14 protein-coding genes and 1 pseudogene are annotated in these 18206 nt (G+C 62.0%); 2 read left to right on the top strand and 13 right to left on the bottom strand.

The window, feature by feature from the left end:
• The first annotated feature begins 14 nt into the window (after positions 1 to 14).
• Complete coding sequence (locus tag KB879_RS34480; RefSeq protein WP_211984066.1) at positions 15 to 989, top strand: tripartite tricarboxylate transporter substrate binding protein; 975 nt, start codon at positions 15 to 17, stop codon at positions 987 to 989.
• A 407-nt stretch (positions 990 to 1396) separates the two neighbouring features.
• Here the strand turns inward: KB879_RS34480 and KB879_RS34475 are convergent, their stop codons facing one another.
• The 7 genes from KB879_RS34475 to KB879_RS34445 all read right to left on the bottom strand — a co-directional run bounded on the left by KB879_RS34475 (position 1397) and on the right by KB879_RS34445 (position 9102).
• Positions 1397 to 2299, bottom strand: coding sequence for a tripartite tricarboxylate transporter substrate binding protein (locus tag KB879_RS34475; RefSeq protein ID WP_249221518.1), 903 nt, complete (start codon positions 2297 to 2299; stop codon positions 1397 to 1399).
• Between the two features lie 156 nt (positions 2300 to 2455).
• Positions 2456 to 3604 (bottom strand): mandelate racemase/muconate lactonizing enzyme family protein, encoded by a 1149-nt coding sequence (locus tag KB879_RS34470; RefSeq protein WP_211984063.1) that lies wholly within the window; start codon positions 3602 to 3604, stop codon positions 2456 to 2458.
• On the bottom strand, positions 3601 to 4614 hold the full coding sequence (locus tag KB879_RS34465; RefSeq protein WP_211984061.1) for a hydroxyacid dehydrogenase: 1014 nt from the start codon (positions 4612 to 4614) through the stop codon (positions 3601 to 3603). The genes KB879_RS34470 and KB879_RS34465 overlap by 4 nt, the downstream gene beginning before the upstream one ends.
• The gene (locus KB879_RS34460; RefSeq protein ID WP_211984059.1) at positions 4611 to 5687 is read right to left on the bottom strand and encodes a tartrate dehydrogenase; all 1077 of its coding nucleotides are present in this window, start codon (positions 5685 to 5687) and stop codon (positions 4611 to 4613) included. Before KB879_RS34460 ends, KB879_RS34465 begins: the two co-directional genes overlap by 4 nt.
• Before the next feature lie 21 nt (positions 5688 to 5708).
• Positions 5709 to 6590, bottom strand: a complete 882-nt coding sequence (locus tag KB879_RS34455; RefSeq protein WP_249221517.1) for an NAD(P)-dependent oxidoreductase — start codon at positions 6588 to 6590, stop codon at positions 5709 to 5711.
• Between the two features lie 29 nt (positions 6591 to 6619).
• Positions 6620 to 8080: an NAD-dependent succinate-semialdehyde dehydrogenase gene (locus tag KB879_RS34450; RefSeq protein WP_249221516.1), complete on the bottom strand. Its 1461-nt coding sequence runs from the start codon at positions 8078 to 8080 to the stop codon at positions 6620 to 6622.
• A gap of 38 nt (positions 8081 to 8118) precedes the next feature.
• Entirely contained in the window at positions 8119 to 9102 is a 984-nt protein-coding gene (locus KB879_RS34445) for a D-glycerate dehydrogenase (protein ID WP_211984057.1), read from the bottom strand.
• Positions 9103 to 9262: 160 nt separating this feature from the next.
• Between KB879_RS34445 and KB879_RS34440 the strand changes: the two genes are divergently transcribed.
• Positions 9263 to 10135: a FadR/GntR family transcriptional regulator gene (locus tag KB879_RS34440; RefSeq protein WP_249221515.1), complete on the top strand. Its 873-nt coding sequence runs from the start codon at positions 9263 to 9265 to the stop codon at positions 10133 to 10135.
• 218 nt (positions 10136 to 10353) lie between these two features.
• Here KB879_RS34440 and KB879_RS34435 read toward each other — a convergent pair whose 3' ends face one another.
• The 6 genes and pseudogenes from KB879_RS34435 to KB879_RS34410 all read right to left on the bottom strand — a co-directional run bounded on the left by KB879_RS34435 (position 10354) and on the right by KB879_RS34410 (position 18187).
• Positions 10354 to 11430: a substrate-binding domain-containing protein gene (locus tag KB879_RS34435; RefSeq protein WP_211984055.1), complete on the bottom strand. Its 1077-nt coding sequence runs from the start codon at positions 11428 to 11430 to the stop codon at positions 10354 to 10356.
• Positions 11431 to 11583: 153 nt separating this feature from the next.
• Positions 11584 to 12567 carry a tripartite tricarboxylate transporter substrate binding protein gene (locus KB879_RS34430; protein ID WP_211984053.1) on the bottom strand — a complete coding sequence of 328 codons (984 nt, stop codon included), beginning with the start codon at positions 12565 to 12567 and terminating at the stop codon, positions 11584 to 11586.
• A 62-nt stretch (positions 12568 to 12629) separates the two neighbouring features.
• Positions 12630 to 13853 (bottom strand): CaiB/BaiF CoA-transferase family protein, encoded by a 1224-nt coding sequence (locus KB879_RS34425; RefSeq protein ID WP_211984051.1) that lies wholly within the window; start codon positions 13851 to 13853, stop codon positions 12630 to 12632.
• Between the two features lie 30 nt (positions 13854 to 13883).
• Positions 13884 to 15485, bottom strand: a complete 1602-nt coding sequence (locus KB879_RS34420; protein ID WP_211984049.1) for an FAD-binding oxidoreductase — start codon at positions 15483 to 15485, stop codon at positions 13884 to 13886.
• A gap of 301 nt (positions 15486 to 15786) precedes the next feature.
• A pseudogene (locus KB879_RS34415) lies at positions 15787 to 17246 on the bottom strand (aldehyde dehydrogenase family protein).
• Positions 17243 to 18187: a LysR family transcriptional regulator gene (locus KB879_RS34410; RefSeq protein ID WP_211984047.1), complete on the bottom strand. Its 945-nt coding sequence runs from the start codon at positions 18185 to 18187 to the stop codon at positions 17243 to 17245. Before KB879_RS34410 ends, KB879_RS34415 begins: the two are co-directional and overlap by 4 nt.
• Positions 18188 to 18206: the final 19 nt, after the last annotated feature.

The following is an 18206-nucleotide window of genomic DNA, read 5'->3' as shown; positions in this document are numbered from 1 at the left end:
TGAAGGAGACACTCATGAAATCACTCATCAAAACTGCGTGGCGTGCAATCCTCGCTGCTTCAGCCCTGGCGTCAGGCATCGCCATGGCAGCCTACCCGGATAAGCCTGTGCGCATTGTCGTGCCATACCCGCCGGGGGGCGCTTCCGATACAACGGCACGTCTACTGAGCGAAAAGCTGAAGGAAGTCACCGGTGGGACATTCGTAGTCGAGAACCGGCCGGGCGCAAACGGGAATATCGCGGCTGAGATGGTGGCCAAGTCGCCGGCAGATGGCTATACGCTTCTGATGGCGAACGTCGGCCCGAATGCCATCAGCCAGTCGATCTACCCGCACCTCGGCTACGACGTCAACAAGAGCTTCGCCCCAATCGGGCAAACCACCACGGTGCCGATCGTCCTTGTGGCCGGGCCTAAGGTCAAAGCGACAGACATCAAGGGACTGGTAGCAGAAGTCAAGGTCAACCCGGGAAAGTACACATTTGCCTCGGCCGGCAATGGCTCCTCCAACCACCTTGTTGGCGAGATGTTCAAGTCTGGGCTGAAGCTGGATATGATGCACGTGCCCTATAAGGGTGATGGCCCAGCAATGACCGATGTTATGGCTGGGCAGGTATCGATGATGTTCACTACGGCAGTTGCTGCACGTCCGTACGTCACGGGCGGCAAGCTCAAGCTCGTGGCCGTGGCGAGCAAGAAGCGCGTGCCGGCGTTTCCCAATGCACCAACAATCGATGAATCGGTGATCAAGGGATTCGATGCCTCTTCTTGGGGCGGTCTTGTCGCACCTGCCGGAACGTCGCCTGAAATCGTCAAGCAACTCAGCGCAGCACTGATGAAGGTACTTGCTATGCCAGAGGTGAAGAGCAAGTTGGCGACGCTCGGTGCCGAAGTGGTGGCAACAAAGCCTGAGGAGTTTGCAGGCTATATCAAGAGCGAAGCCGAAAAGTGGGGGGCTGTCGCGAAGTCGGCAAACGTTGTCGCCGAATAAGCCAGCTCGGAACGTGATCGGGCATTGAGACATCGCTTGTTCTTAATGGCCGCGCGCATTTAGCCCGTTGTCCCTGGACGGAAACTCCGCGAAGTGTGCGGCAAGAAAAAGGCCCTGCAAACATAATTTGCAGGGCCTTTTGCTTGGGTTCGCGTTCGACTACTGGGTGGTCAAGGGATCTTTGGCGACTCTTCGGGTGAAGGCCTGCGCAGAGACCGCCTTGGGCCGGCAGCTTGGGGTAGGTAGAAATAGGCGACCGCGCGGCGTTGCATCTGCGCGCTGTCAACGTCCGGGATCGGTCGAGGAAAAACAAGAATCCCGCCGAAAATACGGCGGGATACTGAAGAGCATGTGCTTGCGGGTCAGAGCGTGTTCGCTGCCGTGCGGGCACGCTCTAGACGCAGCAACTACTCCAGCCGAACGTTCGCATCGCGGACCACGCTTCCCCATTTCTGGATCTCCGCTTCCACGAGCGTGGCGAATTTGGTCGGGGAGCTACCCACAACCTCCACGCCTTGTTCTCGGAATCGCTTCACAATTTCAGGATCCGCCAATGCCTTCGCGATTTCCTGGTTGAGTTTCTGGACGACCTCCTTTGGCGTGCCAGCGGGTGCCTGAATGCCAAACCACACGTTGACCTCGTAGCCGGGCACCCCCGATTCAGCGATGGTCGGCACATTTGGCAACAGCGTGGATCGCTGCTGACCAGTGACGGCAACAGGCTTGAGCTTGCCGGCCCGAATCTGGTTCATCACATTGGGCAAGTTGTCAAACAGCACGTCGATTTCACCGCCGAGTAGAGCAACAACTGCCGGTCCGCTGCCCTTATACGGGACGTGCGTCAGCTTTGTACCAGTCATCTTCTCGAAGAGTTCCATCGACAGATGATTGGAGGAGCCGGATCCAGTGGACCCATAGTTCAGCTTGCCGGGATTCTTCTTGGCAAAATCGACTATGTCCTTGATAGTCGCAAATCCAAGGTCGTTGCGCGCCACCAGCACGTTTTGGGTGCTAGCCGCCCAGATGACCGGCGAAAAATCCTTCGTCGCGTTGTAGGGAAGTTTCGTGTCATATAACGCGGGGAGTGCGGCGAACGGCAGGGGGGTAATTAGCAACGTGTAGCCATCGGGGGCGGCTTTCGCAACCATTGAATTGCCGATCAATGTGTTGGCGCCTGGTCGATTGTCAACGACTACCGGCTGCTTCCAGAGTTTAGTCAGCTTCTCTCCGACGGTGCGGGCGAGGGTGTCGTTAAAGCCGCCCGGGGGTATATGGCACGACGATTCGAATGGGCCTGTCCGGGTATGCATCGCTCGCAGCGCCAATGGCGCTACCGAAGGCAGTCGCGCCAGCGGCGCCCGCCAGCGAAGACAGAATCCATTTGCATGCGGTTCTTCTGCTAGGCATGTTTGTCTCCTTCACCATCTTTTATACGTGGTGGATCGGTGTCTGTAGAGCGTAGTTGCTCAGAACTTGACGACGTAACCGGGGCCGTCGATCAAGGGGTACTGCTTGAAGATCTCCTCATCGACTTCGACTCCCAGGCCCGGCTCTTCCGGCGGAACCACGCAACCATCGCTGCCGATTTCGAAGGTCTTGCCGAACATGTCCCGGAACGGATTGAAATGGGAAACGCAGGCTTCGAAGTAGCCGGCGTTCTCGGTTGCAGCGAGGAAATGCAGCGTCGCGGCATGATTGAGGCCCGTAGCGGAACTGTGGGCGTTGATGGGGATGCGGAACGCCGAGGCCATAGCAGCGATGCGCATGCCTTCCGTAATTCCGCCCGTCTTGGACAGGTCGGGTTGCCAGACCTGGACTGCCCCGGCTTCCAGCAGTTGCGCAAACTCGAATCGCATGAAGTGATTCTCGCCTGCTGCGATCGGTACGACAGGAGAAATCCGGGCTGCCTCACGATACGAGGCGAAATCGTTGCAGGCGAACGGCTCTTCGAGCCACCCCGCTTGAATTTCCGCCAGCACAGGCATAACGCGGCGCACGTCGGCGATCGTGTAGGCCGTATTGGCATCGGTCAGGATGTCGATGTCATCGCCGACCACGCGGCGCACATGCCGTACGCGCTCGATATCCGCCTTGACCGAGTCGCCAATCCGCAGCTTGACGGCCTTGTAGCCCTGCTCGATATAGGACTGGGACTCTTCGGCCAGGGACGCCGCCGGCTGGTATCCGAGCGCGATGCCGCCGGCATAGGCGGGAATTCGACGACGCGAGCCGCCAAGCAGCTTGTAGAGCGGCATGTTCGCCGCCTTGCCGCGAATGTCCCAGAGTGCCATGTCGATGCCCGAATGCGCTAGCGCGGCGCCGGCGCCAAGACCGTGGCTGGAGAACTGCATGCGGTGCACGCGCTGCCAGGTGCCGACGACGTCCGTGGCGTCCATGCCAACCAGCAGCGGCGACAGCGTGTTGTGGATAAGGCTGGTGATGGCGCCAGGACTGCGCCCGGGATGCGACTCGCCGTAGCCGACGATGCCCTCGGACGTTTCAACGCGGATGATGATCGCGTCACGCTTGAGCGTACTGCCCACGCCCATGGTGACCGTTTTGCCTTCCGGCAGACAATAGGACAAGGGGATTGCGGTAATGCGGGTGATCTTCATTTGGTTGTCTCCTGGTTGACGGCGTTGAATTCGGGGTTGACGATGTTGTGTGCTCGTTCGCCCCGCAGCAGGGCGAGCATCGTCTGGACGGCGGCCAGGCCCATGGCCATGGAGGCGTCTTGGGTCAGACCTGCGATATGCGGTGTCAAAAGGACGTTCTGCAGAGCTCGAAGCGGGCTGTCGTCTGGGAGCGGATGCTGTTCAAATACATCGAGTACGGCACCGCCTATGGTGCCGCTGCTCAAAACATCGATCAGATCCGCCTGCTGGATGATCGGCCCCCGTGCCACGTTGACGAGTACAGTTGTCGGACGCGCATGAGCCAAAAGCGTCTTGTTCACCATGCCTCTTGTTGCAGGAATAAGAGGGCACGCGATTACGATGTAATCGCTGCGCGCGAACAACTCGGTGAGTTCCGCCGGGTCGACGTGTGGCGGGAGCTTCGATGGTGTCGACGTGTGCGCAAGCAGCTTCATGCCGAAGCCCACGCCTGCGATCTCCGCGACGCGGCGGCCGATGGCACCGAAGCCAATAATCCCCAGTGTGGAGCCACGAAGCTCCCTGGATTGCTCTCCCGCGATCATGCGGCGATTCCAGTCCCCGTTACGCACTGCATCGTCGAAATCCTCCAGCTTTCTGGTCATTGCGAGCATGGCAGAGACCGCATATTCAGCGACGGCGTTCGAGTTCGTGTCCGGCGTATTGGCGACTGGAATGCCGTGAGCCGTTGCGCGGTCTACCGGAATGAAGTCCACGCCAACGCCATGGCGAACGACGGCACGAAGACGATGCTCGCGCTCGAACAGGTCGCCAGGGAGTTGTCGCCGGACGATCAGACCGTCAACCTGCGCAATGCGATCTCGAAGGGCTTGATCACTTGCCTCGCCGATCAGTCCTGGAGGCAGTAACTCGACGTCAGCGTCAGCCGCCAGTCGAGCGTGCGCCTCTGGGGCGATGGGATCAGTCAGAAGTACAAGCGGGCGACTGGCTACCCTGGAGGCTTGTGTCATGCGAGCACCGCCCTCGCGATCTCGGCGCCCATTTCCTGTGTACTGGCCCTTCCACCCAGGTCTGGCGTATGTACGCGATTCGGATGCGTAAGGACAGCTTCGATGGCCTTCATGATCGCGGCTGCTGCCTCAGGCTGTCCGAGGTGTTCCAGCATCATCGCGCCCGACCAGATCTGACCGATAGGATTCGCAATGCCTTGTCCGGCAATGTCCGGGGCAGAGCCATGCACCGGTTCAAACATCGATGGAAATTTCCCCTCAGGGTTGATGTTTGCGCTCGGCGCCACTGCAATCGTCCCCGTGATACCCGGGCCGAGATCGGAGAGGATGTCGCCGAACAGGTTCGATCCAACCACCACGTCGAAGCGCTCTGGGGACATCACGAACCGCGCTGCCAGGATATCGATGTGGTACTGGTCGGTGCGGATGTCGGGGTAGTCCGCACCCACTGCGGAAAATCGCTCGTCCCAGAAGGGCATCGAGTGGAAGATGCCGTTGGACTTTGTTGCCGATGTAACGTGATTCCGCCCGAGCTTCCTCGCAAGATCAAACGCATAGCGCATGATTCGATCGGTCCCTCGACGAGTGAAGATGGCCACCTGCGTGACGAATTCATGTTCCGTGCCGGCGAACATGCGTCCACCAACTTGAGAGTATTCGCCTTCGGTGTTCTCGCGCACGATCCAGAAGTCGATGTCGCCCGGCTCCTTGTTGGCGAGCGGGCAGGGAACACCGGGCAGAAGCCTGACCGGTCGCAGATTCACGTACTGGTCGAATTCGCGACGGATCGGGATGAGCAGATTCCACAGCGATACGTGGTCCGGCACTCCGGGGAACCCGACTGCTCCGAGAAAGATGGCGTCAGAGTCGCGTAGTCGCTCGATGCCGTCGGGCGGCATCATGCTTCCTTGAGCGTGGTAGCGGGCGCAGCTCCAGTCATAGGTCGTGAAGGCGAGCTTGAAGCCGAACTTTGCGCTGGCGGCTTCCAAAACCCGAATGCCCTCGGGGACTACTTCGTTGCCAATGCCATCGCCAGGAATGACGGCGATCTTGTACTGCTGGTTTGTGATCATGGTGGCGGTTCCCGTGGACTGTCAGCGAACGGATGCCGGTTCGGCCAGCAGCGCGACAAGCTCCGGCACGGTGCCGTTGGACCGTTGGCCATAGGCGCCGGCATAGGTATCGCGGATCGCTGACGCGGTCGCGTGACTGGCGCCCACTTCACTCGCCATCGTGTCGTAGTAGGTCATGTCCTTCAGCGCGTTGGAGATGGTGAAGCGGAACCCGGAGCTGTCGCCCCGCTCGATGAAGGGACGCAGGCGTTCCAGGATGACACCGGCACCGCCGCCCTTGGCCAGCACGTCTACAAGGACCTCTGGGCTGACATCAGCGCGTGCCGCACAGGCGGCTGCCTCTGCCAGGACCGCGGAGAAACCTAGAGACACGAAGTTGTGCAGCAGCTTGAGTCGGTGTCCGGAGCCGACCGGCCCGGCGAACGTGATGTTCTCGGCGAAGCTCTGCAGCAGTGGCAGGCATTCTCGGTAGAGCGACTCGTCGCCGCCGACGATCAGGTTCAGTCGCCCCTCGGCGGCTTCTTTGGGCGTACGCGTCATTGGTGCGTCGATGAACCTGCCACCGGCCTGCTGCACGGCGGCAGCGATGCGCTCGGTCGAGGAGGGGATCGCCGTCGAACAATCGATGACTACAGTACCGGGCCGCAAGGCGCTGAGGAGGCCTTGGGCGCTGAAAAGCACATCCTCGACCTCGGGCGTGCCGGTGACGCAGAGAATGACGATGTCCGCTTGGCCGGCGAGTTGCGAGATAGCCGGTACCGTTTTTGCTCCCGCCTTCAGCAGCGCGTCGACTGGCTGGTTACCGGGATGTTCGAGGACCACCAAGGGATAGCCATGCTTTGCAACATTCGTCGCGATGCCATGGCCCATCATGCCAATGCCAATCATGCCCACAGTTTTCATGTTTTTGTCTCCTGTTGTTGGCTTGTGGCTTAGCGCAGTGCCAGGCCGCCAGCGCAGATGTACTTGACCTCGATGTAGTCTTCGATGCCGTATTTGGATCCCTCCCGGCCAACACCCGATTCCTTCACGCCGCCGAACGGTGCCACCTCGGTGGAGATCAGGCCCTCGTTCAGGCCCACGATGCCGCATTCGAGCGCTTCTGCCACGCGCCAGGAGCGGGCGTAGTTGGTGGTGTAGAAATAGGCAGCCAGTCCGAAGGGCGTGTCATTTGCCATTGCGATGCCTTCTTCCTCGGTCTTGAAGCGGATGAGGGGAGCCACCGGACCGAAAGTCTCCTCGTTCATAAGCTTCGCCTTCGGAGAAACGTCCGTGAGGATCGTCGGCTTGAAGAAGCGGCCGCCGAGGGCGTGGCCCTTGCCGCCCGTGAACACTTGAGCACCCAGAGAGACCGCGTCGTCGATATGTTGACGAACCTTTTCGATCGCCGCGTCGTCGATCAGCGGTCCGAGATCTACACCGGGTGCCATGCCATCGCCAACGACTTGAGCTTCCACTGCGATCCTGAGCTTCTCGGCGAACGCGTCGTAGACGCCGTCCTGGACGAAGATCCGGTTCGCGCAGACGCAGGTCTGCCCGGCATTACGAAACTTCGAGGCCATGACGCCAGCGACGGCGGCGTCGAGGTCCGCGTCGTCGAAGATGAGGAATGGTGCGTTTCCGCCCAGTTCCATAGAAACTTTCTTCACCGTACCGGCGCATTGCTCAAGGAGAGTCTTGCCAACATCGGTGGAACCTGTGAACGACAGCTTGCGCACGACGGGGCTCGATGTGAGCTCACCCCCCACAACGGAGGCGGAACCGGTGACCACATTCAGTACCCCATCAGGGATGCCTGCTTCCTTGGCCAGGGCGGCGAGCGCCAGCGCAGAGAAGGGCGTGGCAGAGGCTGGCTTGATCACGATCGTGCAGCCTGCAGCCAAAGCGGCGCCAGCCTTGCGCGTGATCATCGCATTGGGGAAATTCCATGGGGTGATGGCGGCGACGACGCCGACGGGCTGCTTGATGACGATGATGCGTCGGTCCGATGACGGCGCAGGAATCACGTCGCCATAGATTCGACGAGCTTCCTCCGAGAACCATTCAATAAAGCCAGACCCGTAGGCAATCTCGCCACGGGATTCTTTAAGCGGTTTGCCTTGCTCAAGCGTCAGGATCGTTGCCAGGTCCTCTTGGTTGGCCATGCAGAGGTCGAACCATCGACGCAGCAGGCGGCTGCGTTCGCGCGAACTGGTTGCGCGCCATGCCGGAAGGGCGCGGTCCGCGGCGGCGATGGCTGTCTGGACGTCGATGGCCGTCATGCGAGGCACAGTACCGAGCGGTTGCCCTGTTGCGGGATTTGTGACGGGCACCACTTCGCCGTCAGCAGCGTCTACCCATTGGCCATTCACGTGGCACTGTTGGCGGAAGAGAAAAGCATTCTGGATCTGCATGAAAAGGAACTCCGGTCGCTTTGACTTGAATGGGAGAATCAGGAAAGCAGGTTGGCAGGTCGCTCGCCGCGGCGTAGTGCCGCGATCCCGTCGATCAGAAGCCATCCCATGGCGTTGCGCGTTTCCTCTGTCGCGCTGCCGATATGCGGACTGAGAAAGACGTTGTCGAGCGCGCGGTAACGCGGATCGACGTTCGGCTCGTTGGCGAAGACATCGAGCCCAGCAGCAAAGACATGGCCGTTGTTCAGCGCTTCGATCAGCGCATGGTCGTCGACGATGTCGCCGCGGGAAATATTGGCGACGACAGCGCCAGGTGGCAGCGCGCGGATGTGCGTTTGATCGAGCGCCCCTTTGAGTTGTGGTGAACCCGGCGCCGCGACCAGCAGCATCTCGCTGTGTCGGCACAGGCTATCGAGGGTGGCGTGGTAGATGGCGCCCTCGGCGTCCTCTGGCCCGAGTTGGGATCGGTTGTGGTAGTGGATTTGCATGCCGAACGCGCGGGCACGCGTCGCGATGGCTCGGCCGATGCGCCCCATGCCGAATATGCCGAGCCGCTTGCCGACCAGCCCCTTGCCCAGCAGTTGAGTGGGTGCCCAACCGGGCCATTGGCCGCTGCGGACCATGCGATCTGCTTCATAACCCCGCCGCGCGGCATTGAGGAGGAGCATCAGCGCGACTTCGGCGCATGCATCGCTCAGGACGTCTGGCGTATGCAGAACCTCGATGCCGAGTTCGCGAGCCGTGGCCAGGTCGATGTGGTCGTAACCCACCGAGAGCGTAGCCACCGTTTTGAGGGTTGGCGAGAGAGCGCGCAACACATTGCCGTTGATGTGCTCCGTCGCGGTCACGAGCAGAACGCTCACGCCTTTGGCGTGCTCGATGAGCGTGGCGGAATCCATCAGTTCGTCGCTTTCGTTCAGCTTGACGACGAAACGCTTTTTCAACGCTGCCTCGATCTCCGCAGGCATGCGTCTGCATACGTAAGCATTTTCAAGCGACTGATTGTGATCCTGAGCCGTCATTGATGCAGTCTCCTCGTTGGTTTACGACAAGTGTCGGGCGGAGGTTGTGTTCTAGTATTTGTATTACAAATTCATATGACTAATATGTCAAGCAAATTTGTTTGGGTGCTATCATGCGGACTGGCGATGCCGCGGCCCCGACGCGCGGCGAGCAACGGACATGTGGAGCATTACCTTGCAGAGCACGACAGAAAATCTGGCAGGAGCAGAGCAGCAACCGGTGGGGAAAAGCGGTTTTGAGCCTACCTTGGCCGATCGCGTCACCGAACACCTCGCTGGGCAGATCAGACGCGGCATGTACCCCGTAAATTCTCGCCTGCCGACGGAAAAATTCATGACCGAGCAATACGGCGTAAGCCGCACGGTGATTCGTGAAGCCATTTCCCGCTTGAAGTCCGAGGGTCTCGTGGAAAGCCGGCAGGGGAGCGGTACGGTTGTGCTCAACCCGGCGACCGCAGAGGTATTCCGCCTTGGGCGTGGCGGTTCCGACCCGGCCTTGGGCGTCGTGCGAATCCTGGAACTGCGCCGTGGGATTGAGGCGGAAATGGCCGCGCTGGCTGCGGAGCGCCGTAGCGAAAGCCAGATGGACGACATCCGGCACGCCTTGCGCGAGATCGACTCTGCAGTGCGCGCGGGCGGTGACGGCGTCGAAGAAGACTTGGCGTTCCATCTTGCGGTGTCCCGTGCAACGGGCAATCCCCATTACACCGAGCTACTCGGCATGCTGACGCGGGCGTTGAGAGATGCAATTCGTCTCACACGCGGCAATGAAGCCAGGCGAAGTGATCTTGCTGCGCATGTCCGGACCGAGCATGCGGAGATCTGTGCCGCGATCGAATCCCGGGATCAGCAACGCGCCCGGCAGGCGGCCTTCCTTCACATGCGCAATACGGAGGAGCGGATTCTCGCTGCTGAACGTGACTTCTGGACTGGCGATAGCCGAACTGCTGCGCAGAGACTTGCGCGCGCCGACCTTTCGACAGTGATAAGGCGTGCTGCGGATGGGGGCAGGTCCGAATCCGACTTGAAGTGACCTTCGCTTCATGAACCAGATCGCTCCAGTGGGAGTCGACGCCATCTAGAAGCACTTTTTGGTCGCCTGTAGTTTTCCCCTACTACCCGTCCCCGTAACTCTGGTTCGGTGCGCTGAACAATAATAGACGCTTCCGTTTGGCCTTCGTTCACCGTAAAAATGCATACGTAGCCATTTATGTACCTCATGGATGTTCTTTGCTCAATACGTAGGAGCAATCAGCGCCCTGGTGGATGCCCTGCGACTTGGCCTGCCGCCACGTGGTCCTCGGGAAGCGCAGGAACTGGACCGCCGAGGCGGGCCGTGCTTTCCCGTACGATCAACTCGGGCTCGAATTCGTTCTGCAGTTCTTCTCGCCGTGCCGTGCCTTCTATCTGCGCAATGATGTTCCTCGCGGTCAGTTCGCCGATACGCACTGGATTCGACCGCATGGTTGTCAGGGTGGGGGTGATAAGCTCCGCGACCTGCCAGTCCCCGAAACCGGTCACGGAGATATCGGCCGGAATGGACCGGCCCAGAGCGCGGCATTCGGCGATCGCGGCGACCGCGATGAAGTCGTTTATGCAGATCAGTGCGGTAGGCCGATGTGGACTGGTCAGACACGCGCGCGCCGCGGCGCGGGCCGGCTCGACCTCATAGGGAGTGGGCAGGACCAGCTCCTCACGCAATGCGATGCCGTGTTCGCTGAGCACGTCCTTGACGCCTTCCAGCCGCTGGACCGACAGATGCTGAGTGTTCAGCGGCCCCGGGAGGACAGCGAATTCGCGGTGCCCAAGGCCTACCAGGTAGGCGGTCAGCCGCCGCATCGCGAGCCGGTTGTCGTAGCCGACCGTAGGATGGCTGCCTTCGCGATCCGTTGCCCACATCAGCACATAGGGGACATTGTGCTTATGGATAAGAGAGAAGACTTCGGGATGGTGCTGCGAACCGATGATGGCGATGCCGTCCACGCGCCGCTCCAGCAGTTCGCGCGCACAGCGCAACTCGATTTCGCTGTTGTCGCGATGGCACGTCAGAACAACGGTATAGCCGAGCGCTTCGAGCTGCTTCTCAAGGGTGTCCACAGCTCTTGCGTACAGCTCGTTCATCAGCGTCGGCGCAATGATGCCGATGGACATGGTCCGTCCCGAACGCAGGATCCGGGCCGCGGCAAAGGGCACATAGTCGAGGCTGACAATCGCTTCCTGCACGCGCTTGAGGGTCTCTGGGCGCAGCAATTCCGGTGCTGACAACGCGCGCGATACGGTGGCGGAAGACACGCCGGCAAGGAGAGCGACCTGTTTCACGTTGACCATATTCGGCATGCCTCGAAAACGAAGGGGACGAGCAAGGTTGGAGTGAAGGATGAGCCTGTCCACGGGTCGCATTGTATCGCGGGGGGCAAGTCCGCGGGGCAGGAACGCCACGCAAGCGCCGGTCGCGGCAAATGCGGCCGGCGCTTGCCTCGGCTAGTCGAGCCGCACCTTGGCAGAGTCCGCCACCTTTTTCCATTTGGCGAGTTCGGCGCGAAGGAAGGTGTCGAACGACTCCGGCGTGCCGCCGACGATCTCGGCGCCCTGAGCCCGCAGCTTCTCCCGGATGTCCTGATATTGCAACGCCTTGTTGAACTCAGCATTCATCTTGCCGATGATGGCCGGCGGCGTTCCCGTCGGCACCATGAAGCCGCCCCAGGATACGGCCTCATAGCCATTAATGCCCAGTGCTTCGTCTACCGTGGGAACCTCCGGCAAGGACGGTAGGCGCTTCTTGCTGGTGACCGCAAGCGCGCGCAGCTTGCCGCTTTTGACCTGCGGCATGCCGGCCAGGGCCGTCGGCAACGCGACATGGATCTGGCCGCCCAGCACGTCGGTCAACGAGGGGCCGTCGCCCTTGTACGGGACATGCGCCATCTTGACGCCCGCCATGGTATTGAGCAGTTCGCCCGCGAGGTGGTTGCTCGCCCCGTTGCCTGCCGAGCCGAAGGTGATCTCGCCAGGCTTATCCTTGGCCATGGCGATCAGTTGCTTCAGATCCTTGATGGGTGAGTTCGCCGCCGTGACGATGATCAGCGGAACGGTAGTCGCCAGGATCACGGGCGCGAAATCCTTGACCGAGTCATAGGGCAACTTCGAATAAACCGCAGGATTGATCGCATTCGGACCAAGATTGGCCATCAGCACCGTATATCCGTCCGCGGCCGATTTCGCCACCAGTTCGTTGGCAATGATGCCGTTGGCGCCCGGCCGATTCTCGATGACGACGGATTCTCCCCAGGCCTGGCTAAGCTTTGCGCTCAGCAGCCTGGCGGTGACATCTGAAGCGCCGCCGGGCGGATAGGGCAAGACCACACGGACCGGCTGGGCGGGCCAGTCCTTGGCCGCAGCGTGCTGCCAACCGGAGATCGCAGCCAGGCAAAGCAGGGCGGCGGACGCTTGTCGTAGATATCGATGCATGATGGGGTCTCCTGTCTCCTGATGCGATCCTGCTTCGGGATCGCGCTTGTGCTACCTGCGGTTCAAATCGTTCCTCCCTTGCGCAATACCGAAATCCGGTCCGCGGACCAGCCGAGGTCGCGGCTCAGGATGTCGTCCGTATGCTCGCCGAGCACTGGCGGGGCACGCCGATACGCGACGGTGGAGCGGGAAAACTTGATCGGGTTGGCGATCTGCGGCGCGATCGCTCCGCTTCCATGGGGAAGCGAGAACACCATGCCGCGCGAGCGCACCTGCGGATCCGACAAGGCCTGCGGAATCGAATGGATCGGTCCGCACGGCACGCTGGCGGCTTCCAGGTCGACCAGCCAGGCTGCCGTGTCGCGGCCACGAAATCGGTCCGCCAGCAAGGACACCAGGCCCTCGCGGTGCTTCAGGCGCGCGGCGTTGGTCGCGTAGCGCTCGTCGCGTGCCAGTTCGCCCAGGTCCAGTGCGGCGCACAGAGCGCCGAACTGCCGGTCGTTGCCGACTGCAACGATCAGCGCGCCATTGCTGGTCGCGAACGATTGGTACGGCGCGAGATTCGGATGGGCGTTACCCCAGCGTCGTGGCTCGGAACCCGCTACCAGGAAGTTGGAAGCCTGGTTCGCAAGCCACGCGACCTGCGTGTCGAGCAGGCTCATGTCGATGTACTGGCCGCGCGCGCTCTCTACCCGTTCGAACAAGGCGCTGACGATGGCCACCGACGCGTACATCCCTGTCATCAGGTCCGAGATAGGTACGCCGCATTTCTGCGGCCCTCCGCCGGGACGGTCGTCGCACTCGCCGGTGATACTCATGAGCCCGCCCATGGCCTGCACAACGAAGTCGTAGCCGGCCCGGTGACGGTACGGCCCGGTCTGTCCGAAGCCAGTGATCGAACAGTAGACCAGGCGTGGATTGAGCTCCGCCAACGTGTCGTAGTCGAGGCCATAGCGCCGCATGTCGCCGCATTTATAATTCTCGACGAAGACGTCGGCCGTCTTCGCCAGTTCGCGGAGCACGGCCTGTCCCGCCTCGCTGCTGACGTCCACGGTGATCGAGCGCTTGCCACGATTGGCACAAAGAAAATAGGCCGATTCAGCCGTCGGGGTGCCGTCTTCCCGGGCCAGGAAGGGCGGCCCCCAAGCGCGCGTATCGTCCCCGCTGCCGGGCCGCTCCACCTTGATCACGTCGGCACCGAGGTCCGACAGCAATTGGGTGCTCCACGGTCCCGCAAGGATGCGGCTCAGGTCGAGCACCCGGATGCCTTCCAAAGGTCCTGCCATGGTCTTGCCTCCTGTGAATGCCAGAGCGCTTCAGCTCGGGTCGAACAGTACGCCGGGATTCAGGATCTGCTTAGGGTCGAGCGCTTGCTTTGCCGCCTTCAGCGCGGTGCAGAACAGCTCTGGCCGCTCCTTGTCATACCAGGGCCGATGGTCCCGTCCGAGCGCGTGGTGGTGCGTGACGGTGCCGCCGGCGTCCACCATGGCCTGTTCGGCCACCCGCTTGATTGCCAGGTACTGCTCGGGAATACGGGCCTTGTCCCCATAGGCAAACCAGGTGAAGTAGGGCGCGGGGCCGTCCGGATACAGGTGGGTGAAGCGGCACGTCACCGAGCCCGGGCGGCCCGTCACTTCGCGGATGATGCGATGCGTCTCGTTCTTGACGTGCTGGTGAAGCGCGGCGAAGCGGTCCCATGTGACGGCTGTTTCCATGGTTTCGCGCATGACGCCGCGTGCAATGGCGTACTCGCGCAGATAGGGTCCGCGCAGGAACTTGTTGCGCCAGCTCGCCGTGGCCGAATCGGCACCTTCCTCCTTGGCTGACGGAGCGGTATCCCAATCGCCGGCGCATGCTGCGCAGATCTCCAGCGCGCGCGCCATCCACGCATCGACCGGGTGATCCGCCGACTCGAAGCCGAGCACGAGGATGTCGTAGGTGCCGTCGCTGGAGCCGGTGTAGGCTGCCTCCTCGCGCTCGACCAACCGCGCGTTCGCGGGGTTCAGGCCAGACTGGGACAGCAGCCGCGTCGCCTCCACAGCCTTCGCATAATCGCGGAAGCGCACCGTGGTCTGCTTGCGGAAGACCGGGCGGCGGTGCAGTTTGACCCAGGCCTCGGTAATGATGCCAAGCGCGCCCTCCGAGCCCAGGAACAGCCGGTCGGGATTGGGGCCTGCGCCCGATACCGGAAAGCGGCGCGACTCGATATTGCCCGCGGGAGTCACGACCTTGAGGCTTTCGATGTGGTCGTCGATCTGCGTGTAGGCGGTGGCGAAATGCCCGGCGGCGCGGGTCGCGATCCAGCCCCCCAGCGACGAGAACTCCCATGCCTGCAGGAAAAAGCGCATGGTCAGCCCGGTCGGCTTGAGTTGACGTTCCAGGCTCGGCCCGAGCACGCCGGCCTGGATGCGTGCGGCTTGCGAGGTCTGGTCGACTTCCAGCACCTTGTCGAAATGTTTGAGGTCGAGTGTGAGGACGCCTCGGTAGCGATCGTGCTCCGGAGGGTTCACCCCGCCGACCACGCTGGAACCGCCGCCGTAGGGAACGACGGCGAGCTGTTGGCGGCCGCACCAGTCGAAGAGATCGACGATCTCCTGTTCGGTCTTGGGATACGCGACAACGTCTGGCGGATTCGGGAACTCCTTCCGAATGGCCCGCGCCACGTCCACCGTACCGGCGCCATAGGTGTGATAAAGGCGATCATAGTGGTCCGTCGTGCAGATCTCGCGCAGCGTTGCAGGCGGCTGAACGCGCGGCGCGCGAAGCTCGATTTCATCCGCAGTGGGGAAGGGCATGGCCTCGAAATGCTCGACGCCTAGCAGGCGGCTCCACGCGGCCTCGAACTCGGAGATTTCCTCCGGCGTGACGGTGTCCCCTTCGTAGCCCCAGCCATAAAACTTCCGACGGCGTTCCTGCATGTCGATGTCTCCTCGTGGTCTTCATTCAATGTAATCGATTACATTTAAGTACAAAAAATATTGCACATCCGCAGACTGGATGGCAAACTTTCAAATGCAATCGATTACATCAGTCTAGGCGAAGGGAGAACGATGTCAAGAGGGGAAAGGGATTTCAGCAGAAGCGGGACGACGATGGGAGACATTGGGTAGAAGCGGGGCAAGGGATTGGAGGCTAGGCCCGGGCGAGCACGTCGATCACAAACCAGCGGGCGCGCTGCTGTCGTATCCGGAGTCGTCATGCGAACCCGCTTGCCGCGGATCACGCCGCCCACACTCTGCTGCTTCCTTGCGGTATGCCCGCATGGATGCAGATGTGCTTCAACTCGGTGAAGTCGGCCAAGGCATCGTACCCGTGGAGCCGTCCAGGTCCGCTCCGCCGATAGTCGCCCGTCTCCGCTTCGGCAAACAGGCGGTTGTGGTCGTTGACCCAGACGGTGCCGTTGCGCAAGGCCCGCGCAAGCCGCATGGCACGCTCGCCTTGTTGCGTCCACACGCTGGCGGACAGGCCGAAGACGGTGTTGTTGGCTTTTGCCAGTGCCTCTTCTTCGGTCGCGAAGGTCTCGAGTGTGGCGAACGGACCGAAAATCTCCTCTTGGCAGAAGAAGGCATCGGGTCGCTGTGTTCCACCAGCGTGGGGCTGAGGAAGGCGCCGCGCGCGAACGCGCCAGTTGGCATGGCGCCGCGCAGCAGTACCGAGTCAGCCTCGTCGCAGGCGCGTTCGACGAGGGCGCTGATCGCTGCGCGCGTCGGGTGGTCGATCAGCGGGCCGATTTGCGTGTCCGGCTCGATGCCGGGCCCGAGGCGAAGCGCGGCAAGGGCCGCAGTCAAGTGCCCGCGCATCTGCGGTGCGATGGCCTCGCGTACCAGTATGCGGCGCGCCGCCGTGCATTGCTGGCCCGAGATGATGGTGGCCGCGAGCGCGAGCCGGTTGGCAACCGCCTCCGTGTCGACGTCATCGAACACCAGGCAGCACGATTTCCCGCCGAGTTCGAGCGAGAGCTTTTCCACGCTATCCGCGGCGGCAATCATGATCTTCTTGCCAGTCGCGGTAGATCCGGTAAAGCTCACCACATCCACGTCGTGCGAACGCACCAGGCGGTCCGATGCGGCATAGCCCGTTTCGCAGACAAGATTGACGGCGCCGGCCGGCAGGCCGGTCCGCTCGAACAGGCGCAGCATGGCCGCCGTGAGTAGCGTGGTTTGCGCAGCAGCCTTGACCACTGCCGTGCAGCCGGCGGCGAGCGCCGGTGCGAGCGAGCGCACGAGCAGCACCGCGGGCGCGTTCCAGGGGACGATGATGGCGGCGACGCCGGCCGGCTCTCGCAGGATGGTCGATATCGTGCCGGGCTCCGGCTCCAGCACGTGGCCCGGAATGTGCCGCGCCAGCCCGGCGTAATAGCGGACTTCCGAGATGGCGGAGCCGATCTCGCCCCGGGCCTGCGCGATGGGCTTGCCATTTTCGGCGGTGAGCACTCGGGCCAGGGCCTCTCGTTCTCCTTCGAGCGCGCCAGCCCAGGCGAGCAGCACATTCTGCCGCAGGCGGGCATCGTGGCCCCATGTCGTGCGTTCAAGGACGTGCCGCGCGGCGGCGATGGCACCGTTGGCTTCCGTCGTTCCGCCGTCGGGAAATTTTCCGATCAGGGTTCCGTCCGCGGGGTTGATGCTATCGGCGGAAGGCTCGCCGGACCACATGCCGTAAATCCAGTGTTGCGCGTTCATTCGTTGTTCTCCTTGGTCGAGTCTGGACTGTCGGAAGACGCAGCGGCATGCGACGCGCGCTGCATCTCGCCGGAAATGATGCCGATCCGCGCTTCCGCAGCAGTGCTCGGCGCGCGGCGCGAGTGACTGATGCGCACGATGTGCCGGACCAGACGAGGGGCGAGGATGGAGTGCGCGCGCAATGTGCCGTGGCCTACCGCGCGCTGCACCGCGATGCGGGACAAGATGGTCGCCATGTTCGTCGACTCGACCAGCTTGACGATCGTGCCAAGCGCGTCGACCTCATATTTCGGTGTGAGCATCAGGTCGAACTGGTGCGCCGCGCTGTCGAGAACGCCGCGCAGGCCGTGGCGTTTGGTTGGCAGGACCTGTTCCAATTGGGTAAGACTGGACAACTGGACCGAGGGGGGCAGGTCCAGGCCGTGGGCGGCGCTCGTTGCCAGCACCATTTCCTCGTCCAGCAGCGGCCGGGAATCCAGGGACAATTGGGCGCGTGGCTTGTTGATGATGGCCACATCCAACTGACCGCCCGCTACCCAGTCGATCAGCGTCGTGCTGTAGCCGTCGGCCACGGTCACCTCCACGTGCGGGTAACGTGCTCGGAAGCGGGCGAGCGACTCGGCGAGCGCGCCCTCCGCGATCGAGGCGATCAAGCCGATCGTGATACTGTCGGAAATGATCTCCTCACGTTGCACCAGTTGTTCACGCGCATGCGTGATGTCGCGCATGATGGGCAGGAACAGCCCGTACATCTGGCGGCCTGCCCGGGTCGGCGACATGCCGTGCGCGCCTCTTTCGAACAGCTTTTGATTCAGCTCTTCCTCGAGTTTTGCGATCTGCATGCTCAGTGCAGGCTGCACGATATGCAGTCGCCTGGCCGCTCGCGTGACGGAGCCGTCCTCGAACAGCGCAATAAAGTACTGGATTTGCTTTAAGTCCATGTGCCCGGTGTGCCGCATT

The sequence above is a fragment of the Cupriavidus sp. KK10 genome (genome assembly GCF_018223725.1).
Classification (GTDB): Bacteria; Pseudomonadota; Gammaproteobacteria; order Burkholderiales; family Burkholderiaceae; genus Cupriavidus; species Cupriavidus necator.
The sequence above is the reverse complement of the archived record's forward strand: the minus strand, read 5'-3'. Positions and strand labels throughout refer to the sequence as shown.

What these genes read in the sequence shown, in the direction of transcription:
- KB879_RS34445 (WP_211984057.1), bottom strand. Translation starts at nt 9,102, where the DNA reads ATGACGGCTCAGGATCACAATCAGTCGCTTGAAAATGCTTACGTATGC.
- KB879_RS34480 (WP_211984066.1), top strand. Translation starts at nt 15, where the DNA reads ATGAAATCACTCATCAAAACTGCGTGGCGTGCAATCCTCGCTGCTTCA.
- KB879_RS34420 (WP_211984049.1), bottom strand. Translation starts at nt 15,485, where the DNA reads ATGCAGGAACGCCGTCGGAAGTTTTATGGCTGGGGCTACGAAGGGGAC.
- KB879_RS34435 (WP_211984055.1), bottom strand. Translation starts at nt 11,430, where the DNA reads ATGGTCAACGTGAAACAGGTCGCTCTCCTTGCCGGCGTGTCTTCCGCC.
- KB879_RS34410 (WP_211984047.1), bottom strand. Translation starts at nt 18,187, where the DNA reads ATGGACTTAAAGCAAATCCAGTACTTTATTGCGCTGTTCGAGGACGGC.
- KB879_RS34455 (WP_249221517.1), bottom strand. Translation starts at nt 6,590, where the DNA reads ATGAAAACTGTGGGCATGATTGGCATTGGCATGATGGGCCATGGCATC.
- KB879_RS34430 (WP_211984053.1), bottom strand. Translation starts at nt 12,567, where the DNA reads ATGCATCGATATCTACGACAAGCGTCCGCCGCCCTGCTTTGCCTGGCT.
- KB879_RS34425 (WP_211984051.1), bottom strand. Translation starts at nt 13,853, where the DNA reads ATGGCAGGACCTTTGGAAGGCATCCGGGTGCTCGACCTGAGCCGCATC.
- KB879_RS34470 (WP_211984063.1), bottom strand. Translation starts at nt 3,604, where the DNA reads ATGAAGATCACCCGCATTACCGCAATCCCCTTGTCCTATTGTCTGCCG.
- KB879_RS34440 (WP_249221515.1), top strand. Translation starts at nt 9,263, where the DNA reads ATGTGGAGCATTACCTTGCAGAGCACGACAGAAAATCTGGCAGGAGCA.
- KB879_RS34475 (WP_249221518.1), bottom strand. Translation starts at nt 2,299, where the DNA reads ATGCATACCCGGACAGGCCCATTCGAATCGTCGTGCCATATACCCCCG.
- KB879_RS34450 (WP_249221516.1), bottom strand. Translation starts at nt 8,080, where the DNA reads ATGCAGATCCAGAATGCTTTTCTCTTCCGCCAACAGTGCCACGTGAAT.
- KB879_RS34460 (WP_211984059.1), bottom strand. Translation starts at nt 5,687, where the DNA reads ATGATCACAAACCAGCAGTACAAGATCGCCGTCATTCCTGGCGATGGC.
- KB879_RS34465 (WP_211984061.1), bottom strand. Translation starts at nt 4,614, where the DNA reads ATGACACAAGCCTCCAGGGTAGCCAGTCGCCCGCTTGTACTTCTGACT.